This window comes from Sphingobium fuliginis (assembly GCF_004152845.1).
Classification (GTDB): Bacteria; Pseudomonadota; Alphaproteobacteria; order Sphingomonadales; family Sphingomonadaceae; genus Sphingobium; species Sphingobium fuliginis.
Map to the genome: position 1 here is coordinate 52,766 of NZ_SEON01000003.1, position 24,886 is coordinate 77,651.

Below are 24,886 nucleotides of genomic sequence, written 5' to 3' on the forward strand. Positions count from 1 at the left end.
GTTCGACCGTCGATTAGATCAATTGGATAATGCACTTGACGAACGCTCTTGGCAATGAGAAAAATGCACACATGGTCAGACTTCAACTCGCCAGGGCCGATGATGCCGCTCGCAGCGCCGCTGCCGGGCAGATCAAGAAAGTCGCGTTGCGCCTGTTCGCGGAACGGGGCGTCGACGGCGTCACCGTGCGGGAGATCGCAGCGGCGGCGGGGCAGAAGAATCACGGCGCGGTCGGCTATTATTTCGGGTCGAAGGAAGCCTTGGTCCGCGCCATCGTCATGGACGGCGCGGTGGCGCTGGATCGCGAACGCAATGCCGCGCTGGACTTGCTGGAGGAGCAGGGCGGCCCCCGCACCATCCGGCAGGTGGTGAACATCCTGATAGAGCCGGTGCTGGGCCTGTCGGACGATCATTATGTCCAGTTCATCGTGATCTTCGCCATGACGCACAGGGACATGATGCTGGACGCGATCGATCCGGCGTGGAACCGCGCCTATGGCCGCTGTCTCGACCATCTGCGCCGACTGATGCCCCATCTGCCGCCCGCGCTTCAGAACCAGCGCTTCGTCTTCATGGGCGCCTATATCAGCGCCGTGCTTTCCGCGCGGCAGCGCGCCCTGGCCGACCGCAGCCGCGCGCATCCCATGTGGGGCAGCGAATCCAGCCTCGAACATTTCATGCAGTCGCTGGTCGCCCTGCTGGACGCGCCGGCCGACCTTCCGAAGGACATGCTGGCACGGATCGGTGGAGCAGGGGCCGCGATCCCGGAGCCGCCGGGGCCGGTCGGCTGAGAAGGGCGCAAGGACAAGATGATGGAGAGGATGATGACAGGCAGGGACGGGATGAGCGGACAGGCGGCGGCATTGCTGGACATGCCCTTGGCCGACCTGCTCGCCGCCGCCTCCGCGCTGCGCGATGAGGGCCATGGCCGGGTGCAGAGCTGGTCGCGCAAGGTTTTCATTCCGCTGACCCAGCTTTGCCGCAATCTTTGCCATTATTGCACCTTCTCCCAGCCGCCCCGGCCCGGCGAGAACGTCTATATGACCCGCGAGCAAGTGCTGGCCGTCGCCCGCGCGGGCAGGGCGGCGGGCTGCACCGAGGCGCTGTTCACGCTGGGCGACAAGCCGGAGTTGCGCTTCGCCGCGGCGGGGGAGGAACTGGTGCGGCTGGGGCATGCGAGCACCATTTCCTATCTCATCGAAATGGCCGCGCTGGTGCGGGATGAAACCGGCCTGCTCCCGCATATCAATGCCGGGGTGATGACCCGCGAGGAAATGGCTGCGCTCCGCCGCGTATCCGTGTCGCAAGGCCTGATGCTGGAGTCCGTTTCCGACCGCCTCTGCCGGAAAGGCGGCGCGCATTATCGCTCGCCCGACAAGGAACCGGCGGCGCGGCTGGAGACGATCCGCTTGGCGGGCGAACTGCACATTCCCTTCACCACCGGCATATTGATCGGCATCGGTGAAACCCGCGCGGAGCGGATCGAAGCGCTGGAAGCGATCCGCGACCTGCACCAGCGCTACGGCCATATCCAGGAAGTCATCGTCCAGAATTTCCGCGCCAAGGAACGCACGGTGATGGCCCATGCGCCCGAACCGGACATGGACGAACTGCTCTGGACCATCGCCGCCGCCCGCCTGATCCTGGGGCCGCAGATGAACATCCAGGCGCCGCCGAACCTGTCGGCCGCCGATTTCCCGCGCCTGCTGTCGGCGGGGATCAACGATTGGGGCGGGGTCTCGCCGGTCACGCCCGACCATGTGAACCCCGAAGCGCCCTGGCCGGAAGTCGAACGCCTACGCATGGCGACCGAAGGGGAGGGGCGGATGCTCGTCGCCCGCCTGCCGGTCTATCCCGCCTATGCGCAGGACAATGCGCGCTGGCAGGACAAGGCGATGGTGCGCCACATCCTCGCCCATGCCGATGCGGAGGGCTTCGCTCGCGAGGACAGATGGTCCCCCGGCATAGCGCTGGAGCCCCGCATCACGCGTCCCTCGACCCTGCCGGTCGATCCCAGGATCGCCGCCATCGTCGACCGCGCCATGGCGGGCGCCCTGCTGGATGAAGAGGAGATCGCGACCCTCTTCTCCGCCCGCGAAACCGACCTTGAACATATTTGCGACAGCGCCGATGCCTTGCGCGAACAGGTGATGGGCGACGCCATCACCTATGTCGTGAACCGCAACATCAACTATACCAATATCTGCCTTTATAAATGCAGCTTCTGCGCCTTCTCCAAGGGCGACAAGGCGGAGCAACTGCGCGGCAAGCCCTATGATCTCGATCTTGAGGAAGTCCTCCGCCGCACCCGGGAGGCATGGGATCGCGGCGGCACGGAAGTCTGCCTGCAAGGCGGCATCCACCCCCATTATACCGGCGAGACCTATCTGGGCCTCGCCAAAGCCGTCCGCGCCGCCGTGCCGGAGATGCACATCCACGCCTTCTCGCCGCTGGAGGTATCGCAAGGCGCGGCGACATTGGGCCTGACGGTCGAACAATTCCTCACCCGCTTGAAGGAGGCGGGTCTCGACACGCTCCCCGGCACGGCGGCGGAGATATTGGACGATGAGGTCCGCGCCATCATCTGCCCCGACAAGCTCGACACCGATCAATGGCTGGACGTCATCGAAACCGCGCACAAAGTCGGTTTTCGCACCACCGCCACCATCATGTTCGGCCATGTCGACACGCCCCGCCACTGGGCGCGCCATCTGATCCGCATCCGCGACCTGCAACGCCGCACCGGCGGCTTCACCGAATTCGTGCCGCTGCCCTTCGTCCATATGGAAGCGCCCATGGGCCTGCGTGGCGAGGCGCGCCACGGCCCGACCTTCCGCGAAGTCCGGCTGATGCACGCCGTCGCCCGCCTCGCGCTGCACCCGCATATCCGCTCGATCCAGACAAGCTGGGTCAAGCTGGGCGAGGAGGGGGTGAAGGCCTGTCTCACTTCCGGCGCGAATGACCTTGGCGGCACGCTGATGAACGAGAGCATCTCCCGCGCAGCAGGAACGCAGCATGGCCAGGAAATGCCCCCCGCCGCAATGGAGGCGCTGATCCGCTCGCTCGGCCGCACCCCGCGCCAGCGCAGCACCGCCTATGGCGCGGTCGCGCAGCCTATTCACGACCGCGGCATGGATGCCGCGGAACTCACGCCCATGATCCTCACGCCTCCGCGCAGGCGTCAAAAAGAACAGGAGAGTTTAGCCTATGCAGAATGAAGCTCTGGCGAGCATCGCCGTCCTCGGCGGCACCGGCAAGGAAGGCGGCGGCCTCGCCCTCCGCTGGGCGCATAAGGGCCATAAAGTGATCATCGGCAGCCGCACCGCCGAACGCGCGCAGGAAGCCGCCGCCCAGATGAACGAAGTTCTGGGCGAGGGCGCCATCACCGGCGCCGCCAACCCGGACGCCGCCGCGCAGGCCGACATCGTCGTCCTCGCGGTTCCCTATGCTGCGCAGCAATCGACGGTGAAGGACGTCGAACCGGCGCTGGCGGGCAAGATATTGATCGACGTGACCGTACCTCTGGTCCCGCCCAAAGTCAGCCGCGTGCAACTGCCCGAAGGCGGCTCCGCCGTCGAAGCCGTGCAGAAAATGCTGGGCGAGGGGGTCCGCGTCGTCTCCGCCTTCCAGAATATCAGCGCCCATCACCTGACCAGGCTGGACGAGGAAATCGAATGCGACGTCCTGGTCTGCGCCGACGACAGCGAAGCCGCCGACACGGTGGTCGCGCTGGCGCAGGAAATCGGCCTGCGCGCCTGGAATGCAGGCCCGCTGTGCAATTCGGTCGTGGCGGAGGGGCTGACCTCCGTCCTGATCGCCCTCAACCGCAAATATAAAGTCCCCGGCTCCGGCATCCGCATCACCGGCGTCTAAACAGGAGAAGATTGATGGCAGAAGCCTATATCGCCGCCGTCGCCCGCAGCGCCGGCGGCAAGCGGGGCGGCCGCCTCGCCGCCGTCCACCCCGCCGATCTCGCGGGCAAAGTCCTTGCAGGCCTTGTCGAACGATCCGGCATCGATCCCTCCGCCGTAGAAGATGTCATCATGGGCTGCGCCTGCCCCGGCGGCGAGCAGGGCGCGAATATAGCCCGCAACGCTGTCCTTGCGTCAGGCCTGCCCGAATCCGTCCCCGGCACCCATGTCGACCGCCAATGCGGTTCCTCGCAACAGGCGCTGCACTTCGCCGCCGCGACGGTGATGTCCGGCGTGCAGGATGTGGTGATCGCCGCCGGCGTCGAAAGCATGACCCGCGTGCCCATGGGCCTGCCCTGGACGCTGCCCGCCAAGCACGGCTTCGGCTCCTATCGCAGCCCCGGCATCGAGGCGCGCTACCCGAACCAGCCCTTCAGCCAGTTCGGCGGCGCGGAGATGCTGGCGAAGAAATATGGCCTGACCCGCGATGTGCTGGACGCCTATTCGCTCGAAAGCCATCGCCGCGCCGCCGCCGCGACGCAGGCGGGCAAGTTCGATGCAGAGATCATTCCCCTCGAAGTCGTCACCCCGGAAGGCGAAACGGTCGTCCACAAGGTCGACGAAGGCATACGCTTCGACGCCAGCCTGGACAGGATCGCCAGCGTCAAGCTGCTGGCCGAAGGCGGCGTAATCTCCGCCGCCAGCGCCAGCCAGATCTGCGACGGCGCCGCCGCGCTGCTCGTGGTCAACGAAGCGGGCCTGAAGGCGCACGGCCTGACCCCGCTGGCCCGCGTGCACCAGATGACGGTGCTCGGCCACGATCCCGTCATCATGCTGGAAGCGCCTATTCCCGCGACCGAAAAGGCGCTTGCCCGGGCGGGGATGAAGCTTTCCGACATCGATCTTTATGAGGTCAACGAAGCCTTCGCCCCGGTGCCGCTCGCCTGGACGCAAGTGCTGGACGCCAATCCCGCCCGGCTCAATGTCCATGGCGGCGCGATCGCGCTTGGCCATCCGCTGGGCGGATCGGGCGCCAAGCTGATGGCGACGCTGGTCAGCGCTCTCCACGACCGGCGCGCCCGCTATGGGCTGCAAACCATGTGCGAAGCAGGCGGCATGGCCAATGTGACCATAGTGGAAAGGCTCTGACGAGACGGAACGACGGAGTGCGGGCGCCCTCCCGCACCCAAAATGCTGAACCGCGAGAGAAAGGCCCCGCATGGCGATAATCGCCAATGCGGTGAACCGAGGCTGTGCGTCGAAACGCTCCGGGAACCAGACGCACGGTTAAGCCGTTCATCTTCCAGAAAGAAATGGAGAGGGCAGATGGACGACGCTCTGAAGCCTGATGCCATGTTCGGCATTTTGTTCGGCCTGTTGGTTTCAATCGAAATATGGTGCTTCGCCGCGCTCGTGATCAAGGCGGTCGAGTGAGGCCGGATTGAAGCGGCGATCCCCACTAAGGTGGTGGTGAGCCCTGCTGGATTCGAACCAGCGACCTACTGATTAAAAGTTAGCTGGTCAGGTCTAGGACTTCTGCGGGGTTCGCGCAACCTGTATGGCGTAAAGCCGCGAATGCTTATCCCTCCGTTTCCTTGATGTTCTCTCTCGTTCCCGCTAATGTGCTTACTGAGAGAAGGGCTAGTAAGCACATGGCGACAGGCACGATCAACAAGGCCACTGTGGATGCCACGCATCCCGGCGCAACCGACAAGATGCTATGGGACGACAAGATCAAGGGCTACGGGCTGAAGGTCACGCCAGCCGGTGCCAAGATTTACCTGTTCCAGTATCGGATCGGGGGCAGGGGGGCGAAGACGCGCCGCTACACCATCGGTAAGCACGGCGCGCTCACCCCGGAAAAAGCGCGGCGAGAGGCCGACAGGCTCCATATCCTGATCCGGCAGGGAATCGATCCGCAGGCGGAGAAGCAGGACCGCCAGCGCAAGGCCGTCGATCTCGCCTTCTCCGATTATGCCGACAGGTTTGTTGAGGAGTGCTTGAAGGTCCGCTGGAAGCGGTCCCACAAAGACGGCGAGAGCCTGCTGCGCCTTTATGCAAAGCCGGTCCTCGGGTCAAAGCCGCTGCCGGACATCACCCGCGCCGATATTCGCGCAGTCCTTGCGCCTGCCCGAAGGAAGCTGGCGACGTGCCGCAACCTGTTCGCCGTTCTGCGGCGCCTTTTCCGCTGGGCGGTCAGCGAAGGCGATCTTCATTCATCTCCGCTCGATGGGGTTGAGGCTCCAGCCCTTCCGCAAAAGCGCGACCGCTTTCTGTCGGATGACGAATTGCGGCTTGTCTGGCTTGGGACCGAGAAGATGGAATTTCCCTTCGCTTCTTTGTTCCGGTTGCTGATAATTACCGGGCAACGGGTCGAAGAGGTCGCCGGGCTGGAATGGTCGGAACTGGATCGATCGGCGGCTATGTGGTCGCTGCCCGCCGAACGGGCCAAAAATGGCGAGGCGTCACAGGTGCCTTTGTCCGACCTCGCAATGGTAGAACTGGATTCGCTGTCGAAAGGCAAGAAGGGCAAGTGGCCACGGTCAGGGCTGGTTTTCACCACCACCGGGGAAACTCCTGTCAGCGGGTTCTCTCGCGCCAAGAGGCGCGTGGATAGGGAAGCCGGGGCGCTAGGCGCGAAGGAAGAGGAGCCTATCAAGATCGCGCCATGGCGGCTTCATGATCTGCGCCGGACATTGGCGACAGGGATGCAGCGGCTTGGGGTCCGGTTCGAAGTGACCGAAGCAATCCTGAACCATGTCAGCGGCGCGAAGTCCGGCGTTGCCGGCGTGTACCAGCGTCATGATTGGGGTCCGGAAAAGCGATCCGCGCTCGATGCGTGGGCGGCGCATATTGCCAAGCTCCTGACCCCCACTGATAAGACCAATGTTGTTCCGCTCGCGGCTGCGCGGGCGTGACAGATGGCGCGGCTAGGTTTGGCCGCCGAAAAGCTGGCTCCGCACCAGCCTGCCGCGCCGTCAACGCCAATGCGGATCGCCAGCGGAGGCGAGATGAATAAGTGGAAGAACTATCGGCTGCATCATCAGGTGCCGCCCGGCTACAAATCGATACCAGAGGTGTTTGAAATTCTGGGTCGCGTCATCTTTGATGCGGATCGATGGGGAGGGCATTGGGAGCAATGGACCAGCACTGAAGCTGCGGGCATTGCATCCCTATCGCCAGCGGAGGCTGGACGGCACAATGATGTGCTCTACTGGATGCACCGGCTCGCGGCTGCGGGCATTCTCCGGTTTTATATGCAAGACCCTAATGGCGAGCCGCGACCGGTTAAAAGAGAAAGGTGGAACTGCCCTGCCGATGTGGCGCGGGACCGGATTTATGCATGTGCTATGAACTCCATGGGCGGATACTTGATGCAGCGGCCGACGAGTCCGAAAGACCTGGCGGTCTATAATCAACGCTTTGATATTCCGATCTTCGTTGAAGATGAGAGCCTTATGCATGCTGCGCAAGGCATCCGAATTGAACCCCATCGGGAGGGTAGGTCGCAGGATAGTGACGTGACGCTGCACGTGGCCGACAGCTTTATGGACCGCCTCAAAAGGCAAATATCTGTGACCGTGGAAAACGCCGATGGGTCATTGACGTCACTTAAGTCGGATCGTTCCGGTGGGGCAGGCCGTCCCTCATCCATGCACATCGTTCTGGCGCTCTTCGCGAACCGCTGCGCGTCAGGCGAAGTGGATTTATCTAGCGTCAAAGCTGAGGCTTCGGCCCTGCATCAACTCTTCAAGGGCGACCCAAGCAATGCCGGACTTCGGGCGCCGGGAGTGGGAACGATAGAGAACAATATTCGAGAAGGTTATCGCCACCACAAAGAAGGCGTTGTGTCCACGGAATAGCCACGAAAATCACCATGAAATGAAATGGCGACGGCAATTTCATGCCGTCTATTTCGTGGGTTAGCTGTCCCTGAATGTCCCTCCATTCCCCTCGCATTCCCGCGAGGGCTGGAGGTTAAAATGCAGAGCCAGAATAAACTTCTCACGGAATCTGATCTCGCGGACCGCTGGGGCATTGCTCGAAAAACTCTCGCCAATCAGCGTTGTCGCGGTGATGGCCCGCCGTTCATCAAGCTAGGCCGTCTGGTGCGCTATGACCCTGCCCAGGCCGATGCGTGGGCCGCTAAGCGCCAGTACAATTCGACCAGCGAGGTTGCCGCCTGAATGCCGCTCGTTACGGCACGGTGCGCCGATAGCACCCCAAAACGAAAGGGCCGCCCCGGCAAGAACGGCCCCCTCAAAAACACTCTCAACAGCACAGACAAGGATAAGGGTTCAGACTGGCGGGCGCAACTGCTGATGCAGCGCCACCACGTTTTGCCCAGCGTTGGCGACCTGATCCTGTCCCTCCATTTCGGGGAGGGACGTCATGCCTAATCCCCAAATGGTCACGCCCGAAGCGGCGGAAATGCTGTCGATCATGCTGCATGAGATTGTCCTTCCGGATGGTTGGGATGTGTCGGGCTTCTGGCTCGAATCCGCCCAGCAACTCGCGCAGTTTCTTGCCGACCATCGCGGCAAGATTGGCCTTGAGGATGCTGCCATGCTGGCCGGGATCGGCGGCATGCTCGTCGTCATGGCAAAGCGCGAGCGGGAAGCATCTGCCGCCGCTGGCGCATTCCTTCGCGGTGAAGGAGGCGCTGGCAATGCCTGACCATATCGTCATCAGCAAGGCCGCGATCGGTGGCCGCTTCATCGTCAGCTTTGAGCCGCGCTCGGTCTCATGGCCCAGCCTTGAATTTCGCCAGCACGACGAAGCTAAGCGCTGCGCCGATGCCCGGCACGCTGCCCATGGCTGGCCCATCATCGACCAGACAGCGGAAGGGGGCGAGGCATGATGGCCCCCTTCATCGACCATAGCGCCGCGGCCCTGGCGCTTCTCAACCGTGGCGAGCGCCTGACGCGGAAGGCTGGTTCCTTCCTCGGTCAACTCGCCGTCGATCCCACGCCCATGACCCCGGCGCAGGCTGAATGGCTTGCCAAGCTGCTCGACCGGGCCGGGCTTCCTCCTGTCGAGGGAGATGAAAATGTCTGATCTTTTCGACCGTGAATTCCATGCGAGCCGTGCAGGCGGCTATTCCTCTCCCGGCCATGTCTATCCGAACAATGCTGGCTTCAAGGGAACGGCGGAAACAGGCCGGGAAGCCGCCGAAGCGATCAATGGGAGGCTGGGCGGCCTTCAGCGTCGAGTGTTCGATGCGGTGAAGGGCCGTGGCACTAATGGGCTGACCCCGGAAGAGGCGGCGGATTTGCTTGCCGAAAGTCGCGTGTCCGTCCAGCCTCGCTTTTCGGAACTGAAGGCCAAGGGCCTGATTGCAGATAGCGGCAAGCGCCGGATGAATCCCTCCAGCCGCAAGAGGGCGGTGGTCTGGGTGATCCGGGAACTGGCTCCGAAGATGGAGGCGGACCATGGGTGATGTCGTCGCCTTCGTCCGTCCCGATGCAGCGCAAGAGCCTGCGGCGGGCGGAACCATTCATATCTGGATGGGGGACCCCCAGCATTTCGAGATCGGGCACGAAAGCCGCTCCGGGAATAGCTGGGGATTTTTCTCAACCTTCAACAGCGCGGAGGCGGCCATAGGTGCCGCCCACCGGCTGAACCGCGAGGAATTGGACGGGAAAGCAGAGGTTTATATCCCTGATGCTATCCTGGCCCATATGGCGGGAGGCGTCGGGCGATGAGGGAATTTTCCTACTCGGCTACTCCTGCCTATCGTGCGGGGCCGATGAAACAACAAACGGTCGTGGCTGGTCACTATTCCAGATATGGCGCCAAGTGGGGACGCGCCGAACTGCCCCCGATAGACTTCGATCGGCTGCGCGGGGCCAATCCCTTGGCGGCCGTGGCCGGGGCAGCGGTTAAACTGGTGCGGGCGGGCAATCTGCTGAAAGGCGCGTGCCCGTTTCATGAGGACAATTCGCCCTCGTTCACGGTCTATCCGGACCAGCGGTATCACTGCTTCGGCTGCGGCGCGCATGGCGATGTGGTGGATTTTGTCATGGCCCTGCATCGTGTCGGCTATGGCGAAGCGCTTTCCCTGCTCGATGGCGGTCAGCTTCCGAAAGTCCCGGTTCGCGAGCCTTCGGGCGATGATCGCGAGAGGCAGCAGCGGATAGACGAGGCGGCCGCGATCTGGGCCAATTCCGGTCCTCTGTCGGGCACCCCTGCGGAGACCTATCTGCGCCGCCGTGCCATCACCATTCCGCTGCCCGACTGCCTCCGCTTTGCGCGGCTCCGGTTCAGGAATGCATGTCGCCCCTGCCTCGTGGCGCTGGTGCAGTCGCCTAACGGCGATCCTCAGGCCGTTCATCGTATCTTTCTCACCGAATCCGGGGGGAAGGCTGATCTGCCAGGCGGGAAGGTAAAATTCAGTCTGGGCGTGCTGGCCGGGGGCGCGATCCGCCTTAGCCCTGTCGCTCCGGAGATGGGGCTGTGCGCGAGCGTGGAGGATGGCTTGAGCCTGATCGAACTGACCGCGCTTCCTGTCTGGGCGGTGACGGGCGATCCATCCATGGACAAGCTGTTCTTGCCCGATGCGGTGCGTTCAGTCGTGATCGGGCACGATGCCGACCAATCCGGCCGGGACGCTGCCGAGAGGACGGCGCAGCGCCATCTGGCTCGCGGACTGCGCGTCCGGACTCTGGCGCCGCTCGACGGCTTCAAGGATTTTAACGCGGAACTGATGGAGGCGCGAAAATGAGCGCATCTCCTGCGGCGCGGCTCGATCGCGCAAACGAAGTCAGCCTGTCCCCGGCTCCTGTCGCTGAACTGCTGCCGCTTGCAGACCTGAACATCTGGGCGGTGACGCAGGCCACGCCAAAGCCGTTCATCATGCCGGGTTTCATCCCTTCTGGAGAATTGACCCTCCTGACCGGCGCGGGCGGCGCGAACAAATCCACCTTCGGCCACCAGCTTGCCACATGCTGCGCTGCTGGCGTTCCTATGCTGGGCCGGGAGGTTCAGCAATGCAGCGCGCTCTATATCACATGCGAAGATGATGAGGGGCGGCTCCATTGGGTGCAGGAGGGCATTTGCAGGGCGCTGGGGCTGCATCTGTCCGACCTGACGGGGAAACTGCACCTGTCGAGCCTCCGGGGCCGCCTAGGCAATGTTCTGGGCGCATTTGATGACCGGGGCGTCCTTCATCCGCTGGATACCTTCCTGTCGCTGAAAGCTACCCTGATGAAGACGGGGGCGCGGTTGCTGGTTCTCGACAATGCTGCCCACCTTTTCGGCGGGAACGAGAATGACCGACAACAGGTGACGCAGTTCGTCAATCTGCTCTATTCGCTGTGCCTTGATCTGGGCGTCACGGTCATCCTTGTAGCGCACAGCAACAAGGCTGGGGACAGTTATTCCGGCTCCACGGCGTGGCTGAACGCGGTTCGCTCGCAAATCTTCATTGGCAGGTCGGAAGACAGCCACGATCCCGACGAGCGCGTGGCCACGCTCGGCAAGGCGAACTATGCGCGCCAGGGCGAGGAATTGCGGTTCCGCTGGCACGACTTCGCGCTGATCCGCGACGACGATCTGCCCGAAGACAAGCGCGCTGATCTCGCGTCCGCTGCGCAGGCGGCAGAGGAGAATGACCGCTTCATGAAGTGCCTTGAGAAATGCACGACGGATCGCCGCAATGTGTCCCACGTCAACGGCTCGAACTATGCGCCGTCCATTTTCGCGAAGATGATCGAAGGGCGCGGGCTGGGTCTTAAGGCGTTCGAAAGGGCGCTGGAACGGCTGCTGCATCTGGGCACGATCAAGCTCGATCAGCAGCTTTGGCAGGACGATCATCGCAAGTGGAAGAGGGGTATCGCGGCTGCGGCAACCCCTGCGGCGACCCCCCGCGCAACCCCCTGCGGCGACCTGCGGCAACCCCCCTCGCAAGTCATTGAAAATACTGCGGCGACCTACTGCGGCATCCCCCCCCCTATATATAATATATCGGGCGCGGCCTCTGAGGCCGCCGCGCCCACCGACATGAAGGAGGAATCGAGCATCCGGACAGTCGATTTTTCGAGTTGGGAAAGGCGGGGAGATTGATCCATGGGCAGGACGTTTGCCGCGCTGGCGCATATCGAAACCGATCTGCGGGAATGGGCGGAACGCATGCGCGTGGCGGAGGAGGACGCGGCGAGGCTCCCGGACGATGAAAGGCGCAAGCTGTTCCGGGAACATCGCGAGCGGCAACAGGCCGCGGCGGATGCGGGGCGCTATTATCGGGAGGGGCGTCCATCCTATCTCATCGGCCTGACTTGTGGCGCTCGGACGCGATCAGGAAAGCCCTGCGGCATGACGGCGCTGCATGCGAACGGGCGGTGCATCTGGCATGGCGGCATGTCCACCGGACCCCGCACCCCGGAAGGCCGCGCAAGGGCGCTCGAAAACCTCAAGCTGGGGCGTCTAAAGCGCGGGAAGTCATAGGGCGAATAAAGTAGGAATTTTTAGAGTCCATACGGGGGCCAATTTCCGGACGCCGAAAAGGAATTTCCGGACACCATAAAAGGCGGATCGGCGGGCGCTGATTTTGCGACACCATGGCGCAAATTCCTGCCGGTGATCCAACTCCCACCATTGGTGGTAAAGCCCGTCCCACGATGCGACAGGCTTTCCGTATGGCCTTTTACTGCGGTAGCGTCACCGCGCTCTGCATGATGCTGGTGGCGGCGCTGAACATGGCGTCGACGGCGACGACGCCAAGGATGCCCAGCGTAAGGGCGAAGATGATAAGGCTGTACCGCATGGGGCGATTATCCTGTCGGCGTGACCTGAGCGGAAATTGACAATTCGAATCAGTGAGTTCGGATTGAATCGCTCAGTCGATGAACGGGAAACGCCCCGATCCTTTCGAACCGGGGCATTGGGTGGCGACTAAAGGGCGTCTTCCAATTCGCGCCCGTCATGTTCGCAGCCGCCCGGATCGCTTATGGGGCATCCGGGCCCATTGGCCTTGTGGCGGACCCAATCGTCTTCCATTCCTTCCTGCTCAAGATCGGGATCGCCATCCATTTCGTCCATGCGATCGATCATCCGTTGAACCAGCCGCCCGAGCTCTGGACGGGATAGGCTCGGAATGACCGTCAGCAGGGCCGCCAGCGTCGGGACGGGTTGGACGGCGCGCCGATCACGGCGGCGGCGCCATGTGCGATTCCGGCGCGGCTGGTAGGGTCTGGCGCGTGGTGCTTTGCTCGCCATGGTCAGCCCTCCCTTTCCATGAAGGCCCGGATGCGGGCGACCGTGCGGGAGGATGGATCGCGGCCCCTGCGAAGATCGCTCACCAATCGCCTGTCACCTACAGCACCCTTGCCGAATGCCGTCGCTGACATGCCGGTGCGCTTCAAGACTCGCTCAATCTCCATCAGGATCGGGGGCGCATAATTGGATGACTCACGAACAGGCCGCGCCGCGGGAAGGCGACTTTTGGGAACCGTCACGCGGCGCGGTGTGGGTCCATCGGTTTGCTGAACCTCGGACTGAGGGGTTGCGACGGTTGCCAGCGTGGGCACGGACGAAATTCGTTCGCGCTTCTCCTGCAATCGGCTGTTGATCCATTCAATATCGGGATCGGGTTGGATGGCTGGCCGTGCATGCGCCAGGGCGGAATAGTTCTGCCGGTAGATCAGCATGGCGCACCTCCAGTAGCCTTCGCGATAGCGGCGCGAGCATTCTCCATGGCCTCGCGTTGGCACTTCGCGCCGTGATCGGTGCGAGGCTGGCACATGGCGAGCGCTTCCTGCGCGTCCTTGAGTGCCTTCAGCAGTTCGGGAGCGGCGTCGCTCAGGCGCGCTTCGTTGGAGGAGGCCGCAGCCCCCTGATTGTTGTTCGCGATGTGCATGGCTCAAGCCCCCTTTGGCATGAGGCGGAGGATGTCCTCCCGGATTGCGTCTGCGATGTCGTCGCACCAAAGGGCGATCTCGTCATCAGCGAACGTCTCATCCAGCTTCCAGCGCAGCGCTGCCAGATCGGGCGCTGGCATCCGCAACAGTTCGACGCGAGCGTCGTATTCCGCATCCGCATATGCTTCGGCCTGATCGGTGATGGCGCCAAAGTTATGCGCGCTGCGCCACGCCAAGCAGCGCTCCCGCATCGGCCCCTCGCCTGACAAAGCAAAGCTTCCAAACTCTGCTTTCATGGCCTCATAGAGGGGAAAAACATGGGAGCGGTCATATTCCGCCCCCGCTATCTTCGCGGCGGTGAATTGCTGCATCACGGCATCCCATGTGCCCCGGTTAGCAGTCGGAATGCAGACCAGCCCGGTAGCGGCGCTGGCGGCAACAGGTGTCGCAATTATGGACGGTGCGATAATCAGAGCGCGCATGACTTCGCGCCGCGAAGTTGATACTTCGTGCATAGCTTCAATCCCTCTTCGTCAGGGGTTGGGGTCAGGCCGGGGCGGTTGTTGGTAGCTTCCGTCTCGGCTGCTTCGTTACGTAACGAGGTTAACGCAGGCGGTCAAGAGTTGTTACGTAACGAATTGTGTGTTAGCGCCTCTCCGTTACGTGACGGAGGTTTTATGGTTCTGAGCAATGCCGAGCGCCAAGCGGCTTATCGCAAACGGCTGAAAGAGGCCGCATCCAGCACATATGAATTTGAGCTAATGCAAAAGCAGATCGAACAGCTTACCAAGGCGGTAAACGAGGTCCGCGCCCATGTGGGACTGAGCGAAATTCAGCTGCCCAAGTCAGCTTACAAACCAAAGGCTGGCGTGTAGTTGGAAAGCGCGTTGCTCTCACGGGTAGCTTTTTGAGTATCCGAACACCAGATATTGACGAACAAGAGTCAAAGCCGCAGGTGCATTCGCACTGTCCATCGGAGTTTCGGATTGTGAATGAGAGAGCCAGCGATCCCCAGTACACTGCTCCTCCGATAATCGAAGCGGTCATCGAATTTCGGTTCGCAAACGGATTGCCCGATGCTGATCTTTCGAAGATCGGAAAGCGCCTGAAACGATCCTACGCCAATCAATTGGACGGCCAGAATGTGGAGTTTCAGTTCAACATTGAAGCCCAGCACGCGGATTTTTCAACTAAGCCAACCATCCGGCTATCGTCCGAAGATCAAGCAGACATAGCTGTTATTCAACAGCAAACGCTTACCTGGTCTCGCCTGGCTCCTTACCTTGGATGGGATAGTTTTATTGAGCGAGTTCGATCCGATGCTGAAGAGGTGCACAAGATCGTTGGGCCGTTTAGGTTAGATCGGATTGGTGTCCGTTATATAAACCGCATCGATGTTCCGTTGAACAAAGATGGCGGCGCTCCCTACGGAGAGTATTTGGCAATTAACATCGATATTCCCGAAAGCATCCAATCTGTCAAAAATTATGCTTGGCGATTTGAGTATCAGGTACCTGACAGTGATCTTCTTGCAATCTTACAGTCCGCTATTGTTTCTCCTGAGGTTCCGAACACGGGGGCATTTATCTTGGATGTTGACGTTGTCGCATCCCAAAACATTCCCTTGCGCATTGATGAGATTTTCATCAAATTAGAGGAAATGAGACGCGCGAAGAACAGATTTTTTGAGATGTCCATTCGCGATGAAGCTCGAAGGATGTTCGACAAGTGAATATGGAACAAAGCTTGTTCAGCGACTTTCGGCAGCGAGAAGTTCTGGTTTCCTCTTCCAGTATGGCGCAATCGGGCCTGACGCTTGACAACATTTTGTCTGGCCATCGAGGAACGCTTAAAACGGCAGCGACTCATGCCCAGAACAAGGAGTTATCGCTGGAGGCCCGCGTTTTTGAGGCGCTGGCGGCAGCCAAGATATGGACGTCGCGAGTGGCGATGCATCTGAATGACGATGCGCGCCGCCGCTATTTCAAGCAACTGGATCGGCTCCACGACACTGACGAGTGGGCCGGTGAAGAATTTCCTGTGGCCCTGGATTCCTACAAGGGCTTTATCCGGTTCATGCTTCTGACGAAAAGCGATTCGAAGCCGGGACTAGCTCTTTCTGCCAAAGGCAACCTTGTAGCTGTTTGGCAGAGCGGGGAGGATCGGCTGACGATTGAGTTTCATCCGGAGGGCAGCGCCGATTGGCTTGTTAGCCGAAAGTTGGAGGGCTTGTGGGAGCGAGCTGCCGGAAATTCGACCATTGCTCGTATTCCCGAGGTTATAGCTCCATACAATCCGAAGGTATGGCTTGAGCAAAAACTATAGTCCGGATGCCGTTTCAGATGATGACCATCTGATGCGGCTGGCCCCCTATTCCAAACAGCTCCGCGATGCCGAGACCAACGAATTTCTCGGTATTCTTGATATCGCGTTCCAAATCCGACCCGAAGACAAGGGCGGTCTATCGTGCACTTGGGTCGAGCACTACGGTGAAAAATCTCATGCGACATTATCCGTCGCTGCTCGCGCCTATCGAGATTCCCTCCCATCCAAGAAGATTGGTAATACTGCGTATTTCGCTATGGGGACTGCTGGGCAGGTTCGGTCCAAATCTGCGGAGTATGGGAAACAGATTCGGATAGTCCATGCGCCAGACGGCCCCAACACCGGACACGTAGAACTGCACCAGTTCAGCGATGAGGATCGACGCCTGCTCGACGCACTGGCGAGAGAGGTTTTTACTGAACACATCGCCGTCACAGAACTGGATATGCGGCCCTGAGGATTATTGCCCTTATAAGGACTTCAACGGCAATCCCTCACCCGGTAGCTGATCGTTGCCCCGGCGTTCAACATAAACCGCGAAGCAAGTAGCAAGAAAGCGATCAGCGCGATTCCCGGGCGGCGTCACTGGCGCGAGTCTAGCCCTAAGATCAATCGGAGTGCCCGCGAAACGTTCTTATTGGTGATTAGCCAAGGGAAGACGGCCACCGCTGCCACGCCTGCGATATTGGCGGTCGAGGCTAGATAAGCAGCATCGAACAGGGCCGCCGCGCCCGTCATCGGTATAGCGGCGACAAGGAAAGCAGCGCCGCCCAGCGCCACCAGCAGTGCGAGGGAAGCAATGCCTGCCTTCCACCTTTCAACCGCCTCTGCAACCTTTCCCGCATTCGCCTCGATGCCGCCTGAAAATTTGCCCATGGTTCATTCCTCCCGGCCGAATTTCCCATGACTGCCGCAAGCTGACAAGCCCGGCAGCGGCGCTGTCCCGATCTGGCGCATGGGCGACATTTGGGCCTGCATGGCTACCGCCACGACTCGGCAGAAACCCCGATTTTCTTTGCTCCTGTATAACATGAGTGGTATTATAATACCCGTAAAGGAGCATGCTCTATGCGGGATCAGGTCCACACATCGCTTACCGCCTTCCGGATCAATCCGGCCTTGCTTGCCGCCGCCTCTGCAAAGGCGAAGCGGCAGGGGGTCAGCCTGTCCGAACTGCTGCGCCATGCTGTGCGCAAGGAAGTGAGGGACGCGGCATGATGGAACACTTCGAAGCCAATGCCGCCCTGGGCATGGAGGCGGTCCAACTGACGGCGGCGGCGGCGCGTGGAGACATCGATGCGCAGCGGAAACTTCGCGATTATGCGCTGGAAAGCATGGCCGAGAAGGTGGCGGCAAATGCCTTAGCCTATGCGCATGGTCATGCCGTGGAGGCGATGATCTGGGCGCGTCTTGCCGCTAGCCATGGAGAGGAAGAGGACGCGATCCAGCTAACCGCCGCGCTGGCCTATCTGTCCGAATTTTGGGGGATGGACGGCGAAGGACAGGAATATGGCAATTTCCTGCTGGGGGAGGTCGTCACAATTCTGGACGGCCTAGCGTCTCGCGGCAATGAAGATGCTGCGATCAGCCTCAATGCAGTTTCCGAGATGCTGAACCCTCGCATTTCCAACATGGCGAAGAAGATCAAGGAGACTGTTGATGCTGGGTTCTAACGGCATTCCCATGGGCATTTTTGGCGCGCCGCAGATGAGGCAGCGTGTCAGTGGGGGTTATGGGATCGGCGCAGAGGAGCCGGGGCCGAAGGTTCCTTATGGCCTGCTCGCCAATCCCGCTTACTGGACTCCCGGAATCGGTGACGGCCAGCCCGGCGCAATGTCCGCCCCTTCGCCTGCTGATGGTCAGCGGGGGCCTGTATCGCTGATGCCGCTCGACATGCCGCTGCAAAAGCCCGTCCTTCCAGAAAACCGACCGAGACCGGAATTTGTGCCCATGACGCCGCTGCCTGGCGTTAAGCCCAAGCAGCCTGCTTTCTTTGGCGAGGGTGGTACGGGCCGGAATATCATTGGCGCAATCGCTGATGCGATGCTCCAGATGAACGGAGCGCGCCCGATCTTCGCCCCAGCCATGGAGCGGAAGCAACAGATGGCCTATCAGCAGAGGCAGCAGCAGGCGGAATGGAACCGGCAGGACGCGCAGCGGCAGCAGGATCACCAGTGGGCGGTTGAGGACAGGGACTGGAAGGCGAAGCAGCCTCGCTATTTCGCATCGGGCCGGGATCAGGTGGAATATGATCCTGCCACCGATGTTGCGAGGGTCATCTATGACGGCCCTGCCGACTTTGAGGAATATGCCGCCACGCTGGGACTCGAACCGGGAACCGACGAATACAACGAGGCTGTGCAGGATTATCAATTGCGGGGTAATGGCCCGACCGCTCTTGCCGGTCGTAGGGAAATGGAAAATCTCCGCCAGGGCAACCGCGTCTCCATGGAGGGGATCAGGCAGACCAACCGCGCCGCGCTGCGGGGCATGCCGACCTATTCCAATCTCCATCCTCGGCCCGCTGGCGGTTCGGGTGGAGGGAACCGTGGTGGGCCGCCGCGTTCGACCGGGCAAGTCTATGCGCCGATCTTCGCGAAGGTGGCGCGTGGTGAACCCCTGACAGCGGGCGAGCAGCAAATTTTCAACCTCTATGGCCGTGGCGGTCGTGGAACTGGCGGCAAGTCCGCAGGATCCTCGTCCGGTGGCGGCAATCCTGTTGCGACCGACGCCAAGGGCAATAAGGTCCAGTGGGACGGCAAAGCGTGGAGGCCGGTAGGCTGATGGCTGGCGCACCTCCGCCGCCTCCCGGCTTCCGGATCATCGACCAGCCAGAACCGGCTGCGCCCAGCTTTGGCGCTGGTGTGCCCCCTCCGCCTCCGGGGTTCAATCTGGTGCCCACAGGCGAAGCCCATGACGGCGACACGTTCCGGCTCAACAGTGGGCAGAATGGCCGGCTGTTCGGCGCGGATGCTTTTGAGCTGGATCAGCAGGGCATGCAGGGCGGACAGCTTGTCCCGCTCGGCCAGCAGTCCCGCGCTGCGCTGATCCCCTATCTTCGCCCTGATGCGACCGTGACGCCGACAGGCTCCAGCACCTATGGGCGCCCGGTGGTTTCGCTGTCTGCTGGTGGCGCTGATGCTGGGCGGGGATTGCTGGATCAAGGCTTGGCGCTCGCTACGCCGCAATATTTGAAGGGCAGTCCGCTCCTTACGGACTACATGGAGGCCGAGCGTGGCGCACGCCTCAACCATCGCGGGGCCTTCGCTGGCCAGTTTCAGAATCCCGCCGATTATCGGAAGGGGAAACCTGATCCTTGGGCGCAGCCGGAATGGCAGGACGCGCCGACGCCCGGAAGCCGCGCCGTGTTCTTCGATGATCCCACGCCCTTTCAAGGCCTGCGCCCGGAGATCGCGGAGGGCTATCAGAAGATTTGGACGGACCCCAAATCCACGCCTGATGATCTGCTTGCCTATGCCAAGGCGAACGGCTTCATCATCGACCCTGAGACGACGCGCAAATCCTATGCGGAGCGTGCGAAGCGCGGCGCCGATCCGACCATCCGCTATGCAGCGGAGCCTCCCCGCCTGCTGACCAATCAGGGCGATGGCGCGATAGGTGCTGGTGTCCGTGGCCTGTCGGACCCCATCAACATGCTTGATGAGATGGGCGGCGTAGTGGACTCGCTCGGCCTGACGCCGGGGCGCGAAAATGTCTGGGACAGCGATCGACGCTTCGCGGATATCCTGCACAACAACATTGACCAGAACCGCAGCATCCTTGCCTATGACGACGCGAACCATCCCTATGCGCGCTTCGGCGGCCAACTTGCGAGCGGCCTTGTGCTGCCGGGTGCATCGGTGGAAGGCGTCGGCCTTGCTGCTGCCCGGCAAGCTCTGAGGGCGGGCGGATCGCGGTTCGCGGCGAAGGAAGCTGCACAGGCGGCGGCTCGTTTGAGGCTGGCGCAGGCTGGGGCTATCGAAGGTGGATTCGCTGGGTTCGGCTCCGGCGAGGGCGGCGTGATCGACCGTCTGCCATCTGCTGGCGTCGGCGCTCTGACAGGTGGCGCCCTTGGCTATGGGACAGGGGCGCTTGCGCAAGAGGTTGGCCCTGTCGCGCAGCGCGTCATTGCCCAGCTTCGGGGACAGAGCGCGGCGGATGCAGCAGCAAGCCAGCGGCCTCGCATCAACGTGCCGGAGATGCCTCCGCTGTCGGCCCAACCGACAGTGGCGGGCATGACGGCGGAGGGTGTTCCGCCCATGCCTTCTATCACCTCGCCGCGCCTTGTCGACCGCATCGACGTGAACGCAGGGCCGCGTCCATTGCTTGATCCCGCAACCGAGATGCAGCGCCGCGCTATGGCGGAGCGGGTGAACCCTGCTGACCTTCTGCCGCTGCCCTCCAATGTCGTTGCCAGCCAGGAAGAGGCCGCATCGATCGGTGCCGGGCTATATCCCACCATCAAGGCGCCTAATGAAGCATCGGCGCTGGAAAGCCGCATGTTGCCGCGTGGCGACGATCCGGGGCGGATGTTGCCGAAGCGCGGCCCTGCCGATCTTGTCACCTTCCTGCGCAGCCAAGGCGGCGTGATCGATCAGGGCGGCGAACTGCGGGCCTTGGGGATCACGGACAACGCCGGGCGCGATCTGGACTTTTCACGCGGGGAACAGCGCTTCGGCAGGCTGGTGGACAATGAGAACGGCATGCCGCTCGATCAGGCGGCGGACCTTGCATGGCGTTCGGGCTATTTCCCCGACCATGCGGAGCGCCCAACCATCGGGGAATTTCTCGATGCGGTCGACAACACGAACCGGGGCGTCAATCGGTCTTTCCGTCCTGATGATCTGGCGGAGGTCGACGCCTTCAACGCTGCCCGCGATCAGCGGTTTGCGGTCGAACGGGCGAGGGATCGGGGGACGCCCCTTGCGGAGGATCGCGGCCAGCCCGTCAGCATGGACGATCTGGAGGCGAACCAGCCGCCGCTGTCGGCCTATGAGGAATGGGGCGATCAGGCTCCGGACTTCGCGGGCAACATCCGCCTGTCGAAGCTGGACAGCCCACAATCCATCCAGCGGGCGTTGAGCCAGGTCGATCGCATGACGGGTGGATTCGACGCCGCCCGCCGCGGTCGCATCACTCAGGCTGAGACGCAGAGCCTTGCCGATGAATTGGGCATGACGCCCGACCAGTTGCTATCGCGGCGCAAGGGGCAGGCATTCAACGCGGAGGAGGCATTGGCCGCCCGTCAAATCCTCGCCAAGTCGGGCAACGAACTCGTGAACATGGCGCGGCGAATCCAGCGGATGGACGATCCCGGCGAAGAGGCGCTATCTGCCTTCCGGCAAGCGCTGGTCCGTCACGTTGCCATTCAGGAGCAGATTGCCGGGGCGACGGCGGAAGCGGGTCGCACGCTCGCGCAGTTCCGCATGGTGGCCGATGGCCGCAACGTGCGCGGCAATGTCCTCAACGCCCTGTCGGAAGGTGGCGGGGGCAAGGATCGTCTAAAGGATGCCGCCGACCTGATCCTTGAAGGCGACAAGACCGATCCGGGTTCAGTGAACCGCGCCGCTCGCGATGCGCTCAAGCCGGGATGGGGCGACAAGTTCAAGGAACTGTGGATCAACTCGCTTCTGTCGGGGCCGCAAACGCATGTGGTCAATGCCGTGTCCAACACCATGACGGCGCTTGCGCAGATTCCGGAGCATGCCATTGCCGCGTCCTTCGGCGGCGTCCGCAATCTGGCGGCGCGGGGCAAGGTTGCTGACCGTGTGCTGTTCTCCGAATTGGGGGCGCGATCGGTCGGGCTGATCCAGGGCGTGAAGGATGGATTGCGACAGGCGGCGCGTACCCTGCGGACGGGCGAGGCGTCGGACTTCGCGGGGAAGGTCGATACCGTGCATCAGGACGCCATCAGCGGCGTGAAAGGCAAGATCATCCGCACGCCCACGCGGCTCCTGTCCTCGGCGGACGAGCTATATAAGGCGATGGCGCGGCGGATGGAATTGAACGGGCTTGCCGTCCGGAAGGCCGCGGCGGAAGGGTTGCGGGGTGACGCGGGCAAGCGCCGAGCTGCTGAACTGGTCGCGAATCCTACCGATGAAATGCTGGAGCAGGCATTCGATTATGGCCGCTATCTGACCTTCCAGCGCCCGCTGGGTAAGGTGGGCAGGGCCGCCACGATGTTGAGCAATTCCAGCCCGGTCATGAAGATGGTTCTGCCGTTCGTGCGGACGCCTACCAATCTCCTGAAATTCTCGCTGGAGCGCTCACCCGCTGCGCCGCTGCTGTCGGAATGGCGGCGCGACTTCCGCGCAGGCGGGGCGAAGCGCGATCTTGCTGTTGCCCGCGCCATGGTAGGATCGGGTGTCGGCGCGCTGGTGATGGAACTGGCTTCGCAGGGGCTTGTGACCGGCAACGGCCCAGCCGACGAAAAGGCCCGCGCCCTGATGCTTGCAGATGGCTGGCAACCCTACTCCATCAAGATCGGGGACGAATATCTGAGCTATCAGCGCCTCGATCCCTTCGCCTCCACCCTCGGCGTGGCGGCGGGAATGGTCGAGCTGCAGGATCACATGACCGAGAAGCAGCGCGAGGACGTGGCCCTGCTGGTGACGGCCTCTGTCATGCAGAATCTTTCCAGCAAGACTTGGCTTTCCGGGCTGGGCGATCTGGTGGACGCGGTGAACGATCCGGGCCGCTATGCCAATAGCTGGATGAAGCGCACGGCGGGTTCGCTGGCCGTGCCAGCCGGCGTCGCACAGTTGGCGCGGACGGCTGATCCGACGCTCCGGGAGGCGGACACGATCCTTGATGCTGTGCGCCGCCGCGTGCCTGGCATGTCGCAGTCCCTGCCGGTGCAGCGGGACGTGTGGGGCCGTCCTGTCACCAGCGAAGGCGGGGTTGGTCCTGATATCGTGTCGCCCGTCTGGCTTTCGACGCGCCAAGGCGATCCGGTCAACAATGCCCTGCTGAATGCCGATGTCACTGTGCCGTCCTTCGTCCGCAAGGACATGACGCCAGAAGAATATGGGCGGTTCCGGGAGATGGCTGGCGCGACCAGCTACAATGACATTGCCGGGCTGATCGGTTCGCCGGATTGGACGGCGATGCCGGGTGACGATCAGCAGGAGGCTGTGAACAAGATCGTCAAGGCGGCCCGGAAGCTGGCGAAGGAGAATATGGGCGTCGGTGCGGGATCTATTCCGCCACCCCCTCCGGGCTTCTCGATCCCTCCGCCGCCACCTGGATTCACGATCCAATGAGTCCAGTTCAATTGGACACCCAGAGGGCAAGGCAAATGACAGGATTTGAAAAGACAGGGCACTGGTCGGACTGCGCAGTAAATAGCGGACCCGCGCTGCCGATTGGGGAATGCGACTGCGGCGGGTTAGACCTGACAGCGTATCAGCGCTATGTTGCTGTCACCTCGCTTGTACCCGATCCTCGGAGCCTCGCTGTGTTCATCAAGAATGGCGTACTGCCAAGTCCGATCGAGGCGGAATAGCCGCCACGCGCTGGGATTGTTGCTGCGACTTCCTCCGCGAACTTGCCAAGCCCTCATGATCGGGTTGCCGTCTTCGCTTGTTCCAACGGTGTGAACCTCAACGACCCTTGTATACCCGCCATATGTAATAGCGAGCCGCTTGCCATTGTTCAGCGCCTCGCATGCTACATGCCACCACATATCAGTCCCCCGAATCGCCCCGCCATTACGGCAGAGGAACAACCGGGAGTCGAGTCAGCCATGCGATGGGGCGCCCTGCGCTGCGTTCAAGCTAATTCCGCTAGCGAAAGGACTCCACAAACCAGGAGTGAACGGGCACGACCATTCGATGACCCGAATCGGAATTTGGCAAAATATTCTGGCCGAAAACTGGCACGCGACGAACGCAGCGCTAGGCCTCGCTAAGTTTAAGCAGGTGGTGCCAGCTATACTTCTTTTCCTCATATATGTTGTTCTGATTTGGACGCAGATCAGCCCGGAAGAGGCTGTGATGGAAATGAACCTACGGTCACTCGCTATCTGGGCCGTAATCGCCCTTTACCCACTATATTTCATGCTACGCCTCTTCATCACCCTGCCGGAGAGAGAGGTGAGGCTACAGACGCGCATCGCTCGCTTCAGGGAACGCCTTACGCCAAAGCTGCGCGTTGAGGCGGCACATGACGGCAAACCGTCGCGGTTTAATGTCGGCAACACAGTGATGATGGCGAGTGGCGATTTTCAGAGCAACGTGAGGGGCTACGACGATCTCATTTGCCTTAATGTATTCAATGATTCCGAACGCTCCACCGACATTTGTGATGCATATATCATTGAAATGCAGGGCGATAACGGAAACTTTGTTACGGACCCTATTCGTCTTTGGTGGAGAGGAATTGGAGAAAAGGATGGAGACTGGGCGACAATTCCATCCCACACTGTGAGAACGCTTAAGATGTTCAAGAATACACAGCGTGATTTTTACTTCGCATCAGAGAATCTTCCGATTGAGTATGTGCACTTCTTCGCAAATGGAAAAATATTCACAGGAAGTATCGCGCTACAGGACCGATACTATTCTTCATTAATATTGCGATTTGAATTAGATTTATCGGCCGAACCCTATCTAAAAATCTTGGGAATTAAAGAAGCGATGCCACTCTCACCTAAAGACATCGAGGCTGAAAAGCCGGACTAGAAATTCTACGTCGAGATTATGCGGAGTGGGCTGCGCCTGTTTGAAGTCGGGTATAGAGATTGATGCGCCATCCTGCCGGGCCGAGCGCTACGTCAGGTAAACAGGGGCGCCA

At 61.6% G+C, this 24,886-nt stretch carries 29 protein-coding genes; 24 read left to right on the plus strand and 5 right to left on the minus strand.

Annotated features, from left to right (window positions below):
• Window positions 1-71: 71 nt before the first annotated feature.
• The 15 genes from EWH10_RS09095 to EWH10_RS09165 all read left to right on the plus strand — a co-directional run bounded on the left by EWH10_RS09095 (window position 72) and on the right by EWH10_RS09165 (window position 12,356).
• Window positions 72-791, plus strand: coding sequence for a TetR/AcrR family transcriptional regulator (locus EWH10_RS09095; RefSeq protein WP_025548123.1), 720 nt, complete (start codon window positions 72-74; stop codon window positions 789-791).
• 30 nt (window positions 792-821) lie between these two features.
• The gene (gene cofH, locus EWH10_RS09100; protein ID WP_371873083.1) at window positions 822-3,218 is read left to right on the plus strand and encodes a 5-amino-6-(D-ribitylamino)uracil--L-tyrosine 4-hydroxyphenyl transferase CofH; all 2,397 of its coding nucleotides are present in this window, start codon (window positions 822-824) and stop codon (window positions 3,216-3,218) included.
• Entirely contained in the window at window positions 3,208-3,873 is a 666-nt protein-coding gene (npdG, locus tag EWH10_RS09105) for an NADPH-dependent F420 reductase (protein WP_044662070.1), read from the plus strand. Before cofH ends, npdG begins: the two co-directional genes overlap by 11 nt.
• Window positions 3,874-3,887: 14 nt before the next feature.
• Window positions 3,888-5,060 carry an acetyl-CoA C-acetyltransferase gene (locus EWH10_RS09110; protein ID WP_044662071.1) on the plus strand — a complete coding sequence of 391 codons (1,173 nt, stop codon included), beginning with the start codon at window positions 3,888-3,890 and terminating at the stop codon, window positions 5,058-5,060.
• A 503-nt stretch (window positions 5,061-5,563) separates the two neighbouring features.
• The gene (locus EWH10_RS09115; protein ID WP_130029950.1) at window positions 5,564-6,829 is read left to right on the plus strand and encodes a tyrosine-type recombinase/integrase; all 1,266 of its coding nucleotides are present in this window, start codon (window positions 5,564-5,566) and stop codon (window positions 6,827-6,829) included.
• A 3-nt stretch (window positions 6,830-6,832) separates the two neighbouring features.
• Window positions 6,833-7,774 carry a hypothetical protein gene (locus EWH10_RS09120; protein ID WP_130029951.1) on the plus strand — a complete coding sequence of 314 codons (942 nt, stop codon included), beginning with the start codon at window positions 6,833-6,835 and terminating at the stop codon, window positions 7,772-7,774.
• A gap of 120 nt (window positions 7,775-7,894) precedes the next feature.
• On the plus strand, window positions 7,895-8,098 hold the full coding sequence (locus EWH10_RS09125) for a helix-turn-helix transcriptional regulator (RefSeq protein WP_130029952.1): 204 nt from the start codon (window positions 7,895-7,897) through the stop codon (window positions 8,096-8,098).
• A gap of 205 nt (window positions 8,099-8,303) precedes the next feature.
• The gene (locus EWH10_RS09130; protein ID WP_130029953.1) at window positions 8,304-8,588 is read left to right on the plus strand and encodes a hypothetical protein; all 285 of its coding nucleotides are present in this window, start codon (window positions 8,304-8,306) and stop codon (window positions 8,586-8,588) included.
• Window positions 8,581-8,772 carry a hypothetical protein gene (locus EWH10_RS09135; protein WP_130029954.1) on the plus strand — a complete coding sequence of 64 codons (192 nt, stop codon included), beginning with the start codon at window positions 8,581-8,583 and terminating at the stop codon, window positions 8,770-8,772. The genes EWH10_RS09130 and EWH10_RS09135 overlap by 8 nt, the downstream gene beginning before the upstream one ends.
• Entirely contained in the window at window positions 8,769-8,969 is a 201-nt protein-coding gene (locus EWH10_RS09140; protein WP_207212579.1) for an arginine repressor, read from the plus strand. Before EWH10_RS09135 ends, EWH10_RS09140 begins: the two co-directional genes overlap by 4 nt.
• Window positions 8,962-9,351, plus strand: a complete 390-nt coding sequence (locus EWH10_RS09145) for a hypothetical protein (RefSeq protein WP_188453289.1) — start codon at window positions 8,962-8,964, stop codon at window positions 9,349-9,351. The genes EWH10_RS09140 and EWH10_RS09145 overlap by 8 nt, the downstream gene beginning before the upstream one ends.
• The gene (locus EWH10_RS09150) at window positions 9,344-9,616 is read left to right on the plus strand and encodes a hypothetical protein (RefSeq protein ID WP_130029955.1); all 273 of its coding nucleotides are present in this window, start codon (window positions 9,344-9,346) and stop codon (window positions 9,614-9,616) included. The genes EWH10_RS09145 and EWH10_RS09150 overlap by 8 nt, the downstream gene beginning before the upstream one ends.
• Before the next feature lie 44 nt (window positions 9,617-9,660).
• The gene (locus tag EWH10_RS09155; RefSeq protein ID WP_130029956.1) at window positions 9,661-10,635 is read left to right on the plus strand and encodes a DUF7146 domain-containing protein; all 975 of its coding nucleotides are present in this window, start codon (window positions 9,661-9,663) and stop codon (window positions 10,633-10,635) included.
• A complete protein-coding gene (locus tag EWH10_RS09160; RefSeq protein WP_130029957.1) occupies window positions 10,632-11,975 on the plus strand; it encodes an AAA family ATPase in 1,344 nt (447 codons plus the stop codon). Before EWH10_RS09155 ends, EWH10_RS09160 begins: the two co-directional genes overlap by 4 nt.
• Window positions 11,976-11,978: 3 nt before the next feature.
• Window positions 11,979-12,356, plus strand: a complete 378-nt coding sequence (locus tag EWH10_RS09165; RefSeq protein WP_130029958.1) for an HGGxSTG domain-containing protein — start codon at window positions 11,979-11,981, stop codon at window positions 12,354-12,356.
• A 447-nt stretch (window positions 12,357-12,803) separates the two neighbouring features.
• Here the strand turns inward: EWH10_RS09165 and EWH10_RS09170 are convergent, their stop codons facing one another.
• Genes EWH10_RS09170 through EWH10_RS09185 form a run of 4 tightly spaced genes read right to left on the minus strand, consistent with a single transcriptional unit; the run spans window position 12,804 to window position 14,283 of the window.
• Window positions 12,804-13,127: a hypothetical protein gene (locus EWH10_RS09170; RefSeq protein WP_130029959.1), complete on the minus strand. Its 324-nt coding sequence runs from the start codon at window positions 13,125-13,127 to the stop codon at window positions 12,804-12,806.
• 2 nt (window positions 13,128-13,129) lie between these two features.
• On the minus strand, window positions 13,130-13,558 hold the full coding sequence (locus EWH10_RS09175; RefSeq protein ID WP_130029960.1) for a hypothetical protein: 429 nt from the start codon (window positions 13,556-13,558) through the stop codon (window positions 13,130-13,132).
• The gene (locus tag EWH10_RS09180) at window positions 13,552-13,767 is read right to left on the minus strand and encodes a hypothetical protein (RefSeq protein ID WP_130029961.1); all 216 of its coding nucleotides are present in this window, start codon (window positions 13,765-13,767) and stop codon (window positions 13,552-13,554) included. The genes EWH10_RS09175 and EWH10_RS09180 overlap by 7 nt, the downstream gene beginning before the upstream one ends.
• Before the next feature lie 3 nt (window positions 13,768-13,770).
• Window positions 13,771-14,283, minus strand: a complete 513-nt coding sequence (locus tag EWH10_RS09185; protein ID WP_130029962.1) for a hypothetical protein — start codon at window positions 14,281-14,283, stop codon at window positions 13,771-13,773.
• Between the two features lie 162 nt (window positions 14,284-14,445).
• On the opposite strand from EWH10_RS09185, the gene EWH10_RS09190 reads away from it, so the two are divergent.
• From EWH10_RS09190 to EWH10_RS09205, 4 genes are all read left to right on the plus strand, one after another.
• Window positions 14,446-14,643: a hypothetical protein gene (locus EWH10_RS09190; protein ID WP_130029963.1), complete on the plus strand. Its 198-nt coding sequence runs from the start codon at window positions 14,446-14,448 to the stop codon at window positions 14,641-14,643.
• A 113-nt stretch (window positions 14,644-14,756) separates the two neighbouring features.
• Entirely contained in the window at window positions 14,757-15,500 is a 744-nt protein-coding gene (locus tag EWH10_RS09195) for a TIGR04255 family protein (protein WP_165363351.1), read from the plus strand.
• On the plus strand, window positions 15,497-16,093 hold the full coding sequence (locus tag EWH10_RS09200; RefSeq protein WP_165363352.1) for a hypothetical protein: 597 nt from the start codon (window positions 15,497-15,499) through the stop codon (window positions 16,091-16,093). Before EWH10_RS09195 ends, EWH10_RS09200 begins: the two co-directional genes overlap by 4 nt.
• Window positions 16,077-16,550, plus strand: coding sequence for a hypothetical protein (locus tag EWH10_RS09205; protein ID WP_130029966.1), 474 nt, complete (start codon window positions 16,077-16,079; stop codon window positions 16,548-16,550). The genes EWH10_RS09200 and EWH10_RS09205 overlap by 17 nt, the downstream gene beginning before the upstream one ends.
• Window positions 16,551-16,675: 125 nt before the next feature.
• Here EWH10_RS09205 and EWH10_RS09210 read toward each other — a convergent pair whose 3' ends face one another.
• The gene (locus EWH10_RS09210) at window positions 16,676-16,969 is read right to left on the minus strand and encodes a hypothetical protein (RefSeq protein WP_130029967.1); all 294 of its coding nucleotides are present in this window, start codon (window positions 16,967-16,969) and stop codon (window positions 16,676-16,678) included.
• A 192-nt stretch (window positions 16,970-17,161) separates the two neighbouring features.
• Here EWH10_RS09210 and EWH10_RS21725 point away from each other — a divergent pair, with 192 nt between their 5' ends.
• The 5 genes from EWH10_RS21725 (at window position 17,162) to EWH10_RS09235 (ending at window position 24,774) form a co-directional block, all read left to right on the plus strand.
• Entirely contained in the window at window positions 17,162-17,311 is a 150-nt protein-coding gene (locus tag EWH10_RS21725) for a ribbon-helix-helix protein, CopG family (protein WP_165363353.1), read from the plus strand.
• Complete coding sequence (locus EWH10_RS09215; protein WP_130029968.1) at window positions 17,308-17,766, plus strand: hypothetical protein; 459 nt, start codon at window positions 17,308-17,310, stop codon at window positions 17,764-17,766. The genes EWH10_RS21725 and EWH10_RS09215 overlap by 4 nt, the downstream gene beginning before the upstream one ends.
• 10 nt (window positions 17,767-17,776) lie before the next feature.
• Complete coding sequence (locus tag EWH10_RS09220; protein WP_130029969.1) at window positions 17,777-18,877, plus strand: hypothetical protein; 1,101 nt, start codon at window positions 17,777-17,779, stop codon at window positions 18,875-18,877.
• Window positions 18,877-23,355 carry a hypothetical protein gene (locus EWH10_RS09225; protein WP_130029970.1) on the plus strand — a complete coding sequence of 1,493 codons (4,479 nt, stop codon included), beginning with the start codon at window positions 18,877-18,879 and terminating at the stop codon, window positions 23,353-23,355. Before EWH10_RS09220 ends, EWH10_RS09225 begins: the two co-directional genes overlap by 1 nt.
• 570 nt (window positions 23,356-23,925) lie before the next feature.
• The gene (locus EWH10_RS09235) at window positions 23,926-24,774 is read left to right on the plus strand and encodes a hypothetical protein (protein ID WP_130029972.1); all 849 of its coding nucleotides are present in this window, start codon (window positions 23,926-23,928) and stop codon (window positions 24,772-24,774) included.
• Window positions 24,775-24,886 lie beyond the last annotated feature (112 nt).

What these genes read in the sequence shown, in the direction of transcription:
- EWH10_RS09095 (WP_025548123.1), top strand. Translation starts at nt 72, where the DNA reads ATGGTCAGACTTCAACTCGCCAGGGCCGATGATGCCGCTCGCAGCGCC.
- cofH (WP_371873083.1), top strand. Translation starts at nt 822, where the DNA reads ATGATGACAGGCAGGGACGGGATGAGCGGACAGGCGGCGGCATTGCTG.
- npdG (WP_044662070.1), top strand. Translation starts at nt 3,208, where the DNA reads ATGCAGAATGAAGCTCTGGCGAGCATCGCCGTCCTCGGCGGCACCGGC.
- EWH10_RS09110 (WP_044662071.1), top strand. Translation starts at nt 3,888, where the DNA reads ATGGCAGAAGCCTATATCGCCGCCGTCGCCCGCAGCGCCGGCGGCAAG.
- EWH10_RS09115 (WP_130029950.1), top strand. Translation starts at nt 5,564, where the DNA reads ATGGCGACAGGCACGATCAACAAGGCCACTGTGGATGCCACGCATCCC.
- EWH10_RS09120 (WP_130029951.1), top strand. Translation starts at nt 6,833, where the DNA reads ATGGCGCGGCTAGGTTTGGCCGCCGAAAAGCTGGCTCCGCACCAGCCT.
- EWH10_RS09125 (WP_130029952.1), top strand. Translation starts at nt 7,895, where the DNA reads ATGCAGAGCCAGAATAAACTTCTCACGGAATCTGATCTCGCGGACCGC.
- EWH10_RS09130 (WP_130029953.1), top strand. Translation starts at nt 8,304, where the DNA reads ATGCCTAATCCCCAAATGGTCACGCCCGAAGCGGCGGAAATGCTGTCG.
- EWH10_RS09135 (WP_130029954.1), top strand. Translation starts at nt 8,581, where the DNA reads ATGCCTGACCATATCGTCATCAGCAAGGCCGCGATCGGTGGCCGCTTC.
- EWH10_RS09140 (WP_207212579.1), top strand. Translation starts at nt 8,769, where the DNA reads ATGATGGCCCCCTTCATCGACCATAGCGCCGCGGCCCTGGCGCTTCTC.
- EWH10_RS09145 (WP_188453289.1), top strand. Translation starts at nt 8,962, where the DNA reads ATGTCTGATCTTTTCGACCGTGAATTCCATGCGAGCCGTGCAGGCGGC.
- EWH10_RS09150 (WP_130029955.1), top strand. Translation starts at nt 9,344, where the DNA reads ATGGGTGATGTCGTCGCCTTCGTCCGTCCCGATGCAGCGCAAGAGCCT.
- EWH10_RS09155 (WP_130029956.1), top strand. Translation starts at nt 9,661, where the DNA reads ATGAAACAACAAACGGTCGTGGCTGGTCACTATTCCAGATATGGCGCC.
- EWH10_RS09160 (WP_130029957.1), top strand. Translation starts at nt 10,632, where the DNA reads ATGAGCGCATCTCCTGCGGCGCGGCTCGATCGCGCAAACGAAGTCAGC.
- EWH10_RS09165 (WP_130029958.1), top strand. Translation starts at nt 11,979, where the DNA reads ATGGGCAGGACGTTTGCCGCGCTGGCGCATATCGAAACCGATCTGCGG.
- EWH10_RS09170 (WP_130029959.1), bottom strand. Translation starts at nt 13,127, where the DNA reads ATGGCGAGCAAAGCACCACGCGCCAGACCCTACCAGCCGCGCCGGAAT.
- EWH10_RS09175 (WP_130029960.1), bottom strand. Translation starts at nt 13,558, where the DNA reads ATGCTGATCTACCGGCAGAACTATTCCGCCCTGGCGCATGCACGGCCA.
- EWH10_RS09180 (WP_130029961.1), bottom strand. Translation starts at nt 13,767, where the DNA reads ATGCACATCGCGAACAACAATCAGGGGGCTGCGGCCTCCTCCAACGAA.
- EWH10_RS09185 (WP_130029962.1), bottom strand. Translation starts at nt 14,283, where the DNA reads ATGCACGAAGTATCAACTTCGCGGCGCGAAGTCATGCGCGCTCTGATT.
- EWH10_RS09190 (WP_130029963.1), top strand. Translation starts at nt 14,446, where the DNA reads ATGGTTCTGAGCAATGCCGAGCGCCAAGCGGCTTATCGCAAACGGCTG.
- EWH10_RS09210 (WP_130029967.1), bottom strand. Translation starts at nt 16,969, where the DNA reads ATGGGCAAATTTTCAGGCGGCATCGAGGCGAATGCGGGAAAGGTTGCA.
- EWH10_RS21725 (WP_165363353.1), top strand. Translation starts at nt 17,162, where the DNA reads ATGCGGGATCAGGTCCACACATCGCTTACCGCCTTCCGGATCAATCCG.
- EWH10_RS09215 (WP_130029968.1), top strand. Translation starts at nt 17,308, where the DNA reads ATGATGGAACACTTCGAAGCCAATGCCGCCCTGGGCATGGAGGCGGTC.
- EWH10_RS09220 (WP_130029969.1), top strand. Translation starts at nt 17,777, where the DNA reads ATGGGCATTTTTGGCGCGCCGCAGATGAGGCAGCGTGTCAGTGGGGGT.
- EWH10_RS09225 (WP_130029970.1), top strand. Translation starts at nt 18,877, where the DNA reads ATGGCTGGCGCACCTCCGCCGCCTCCCGGCTTCCGGATCATCGACCAG.
- EWH10_RS09235 (WP_130029972.1), top strand. Translation starts at nt 23,926, where the DNA reads ATGACCCGAATCGGAATTTGGCAAAATATTCTGGCCGAAAACTGGCAC.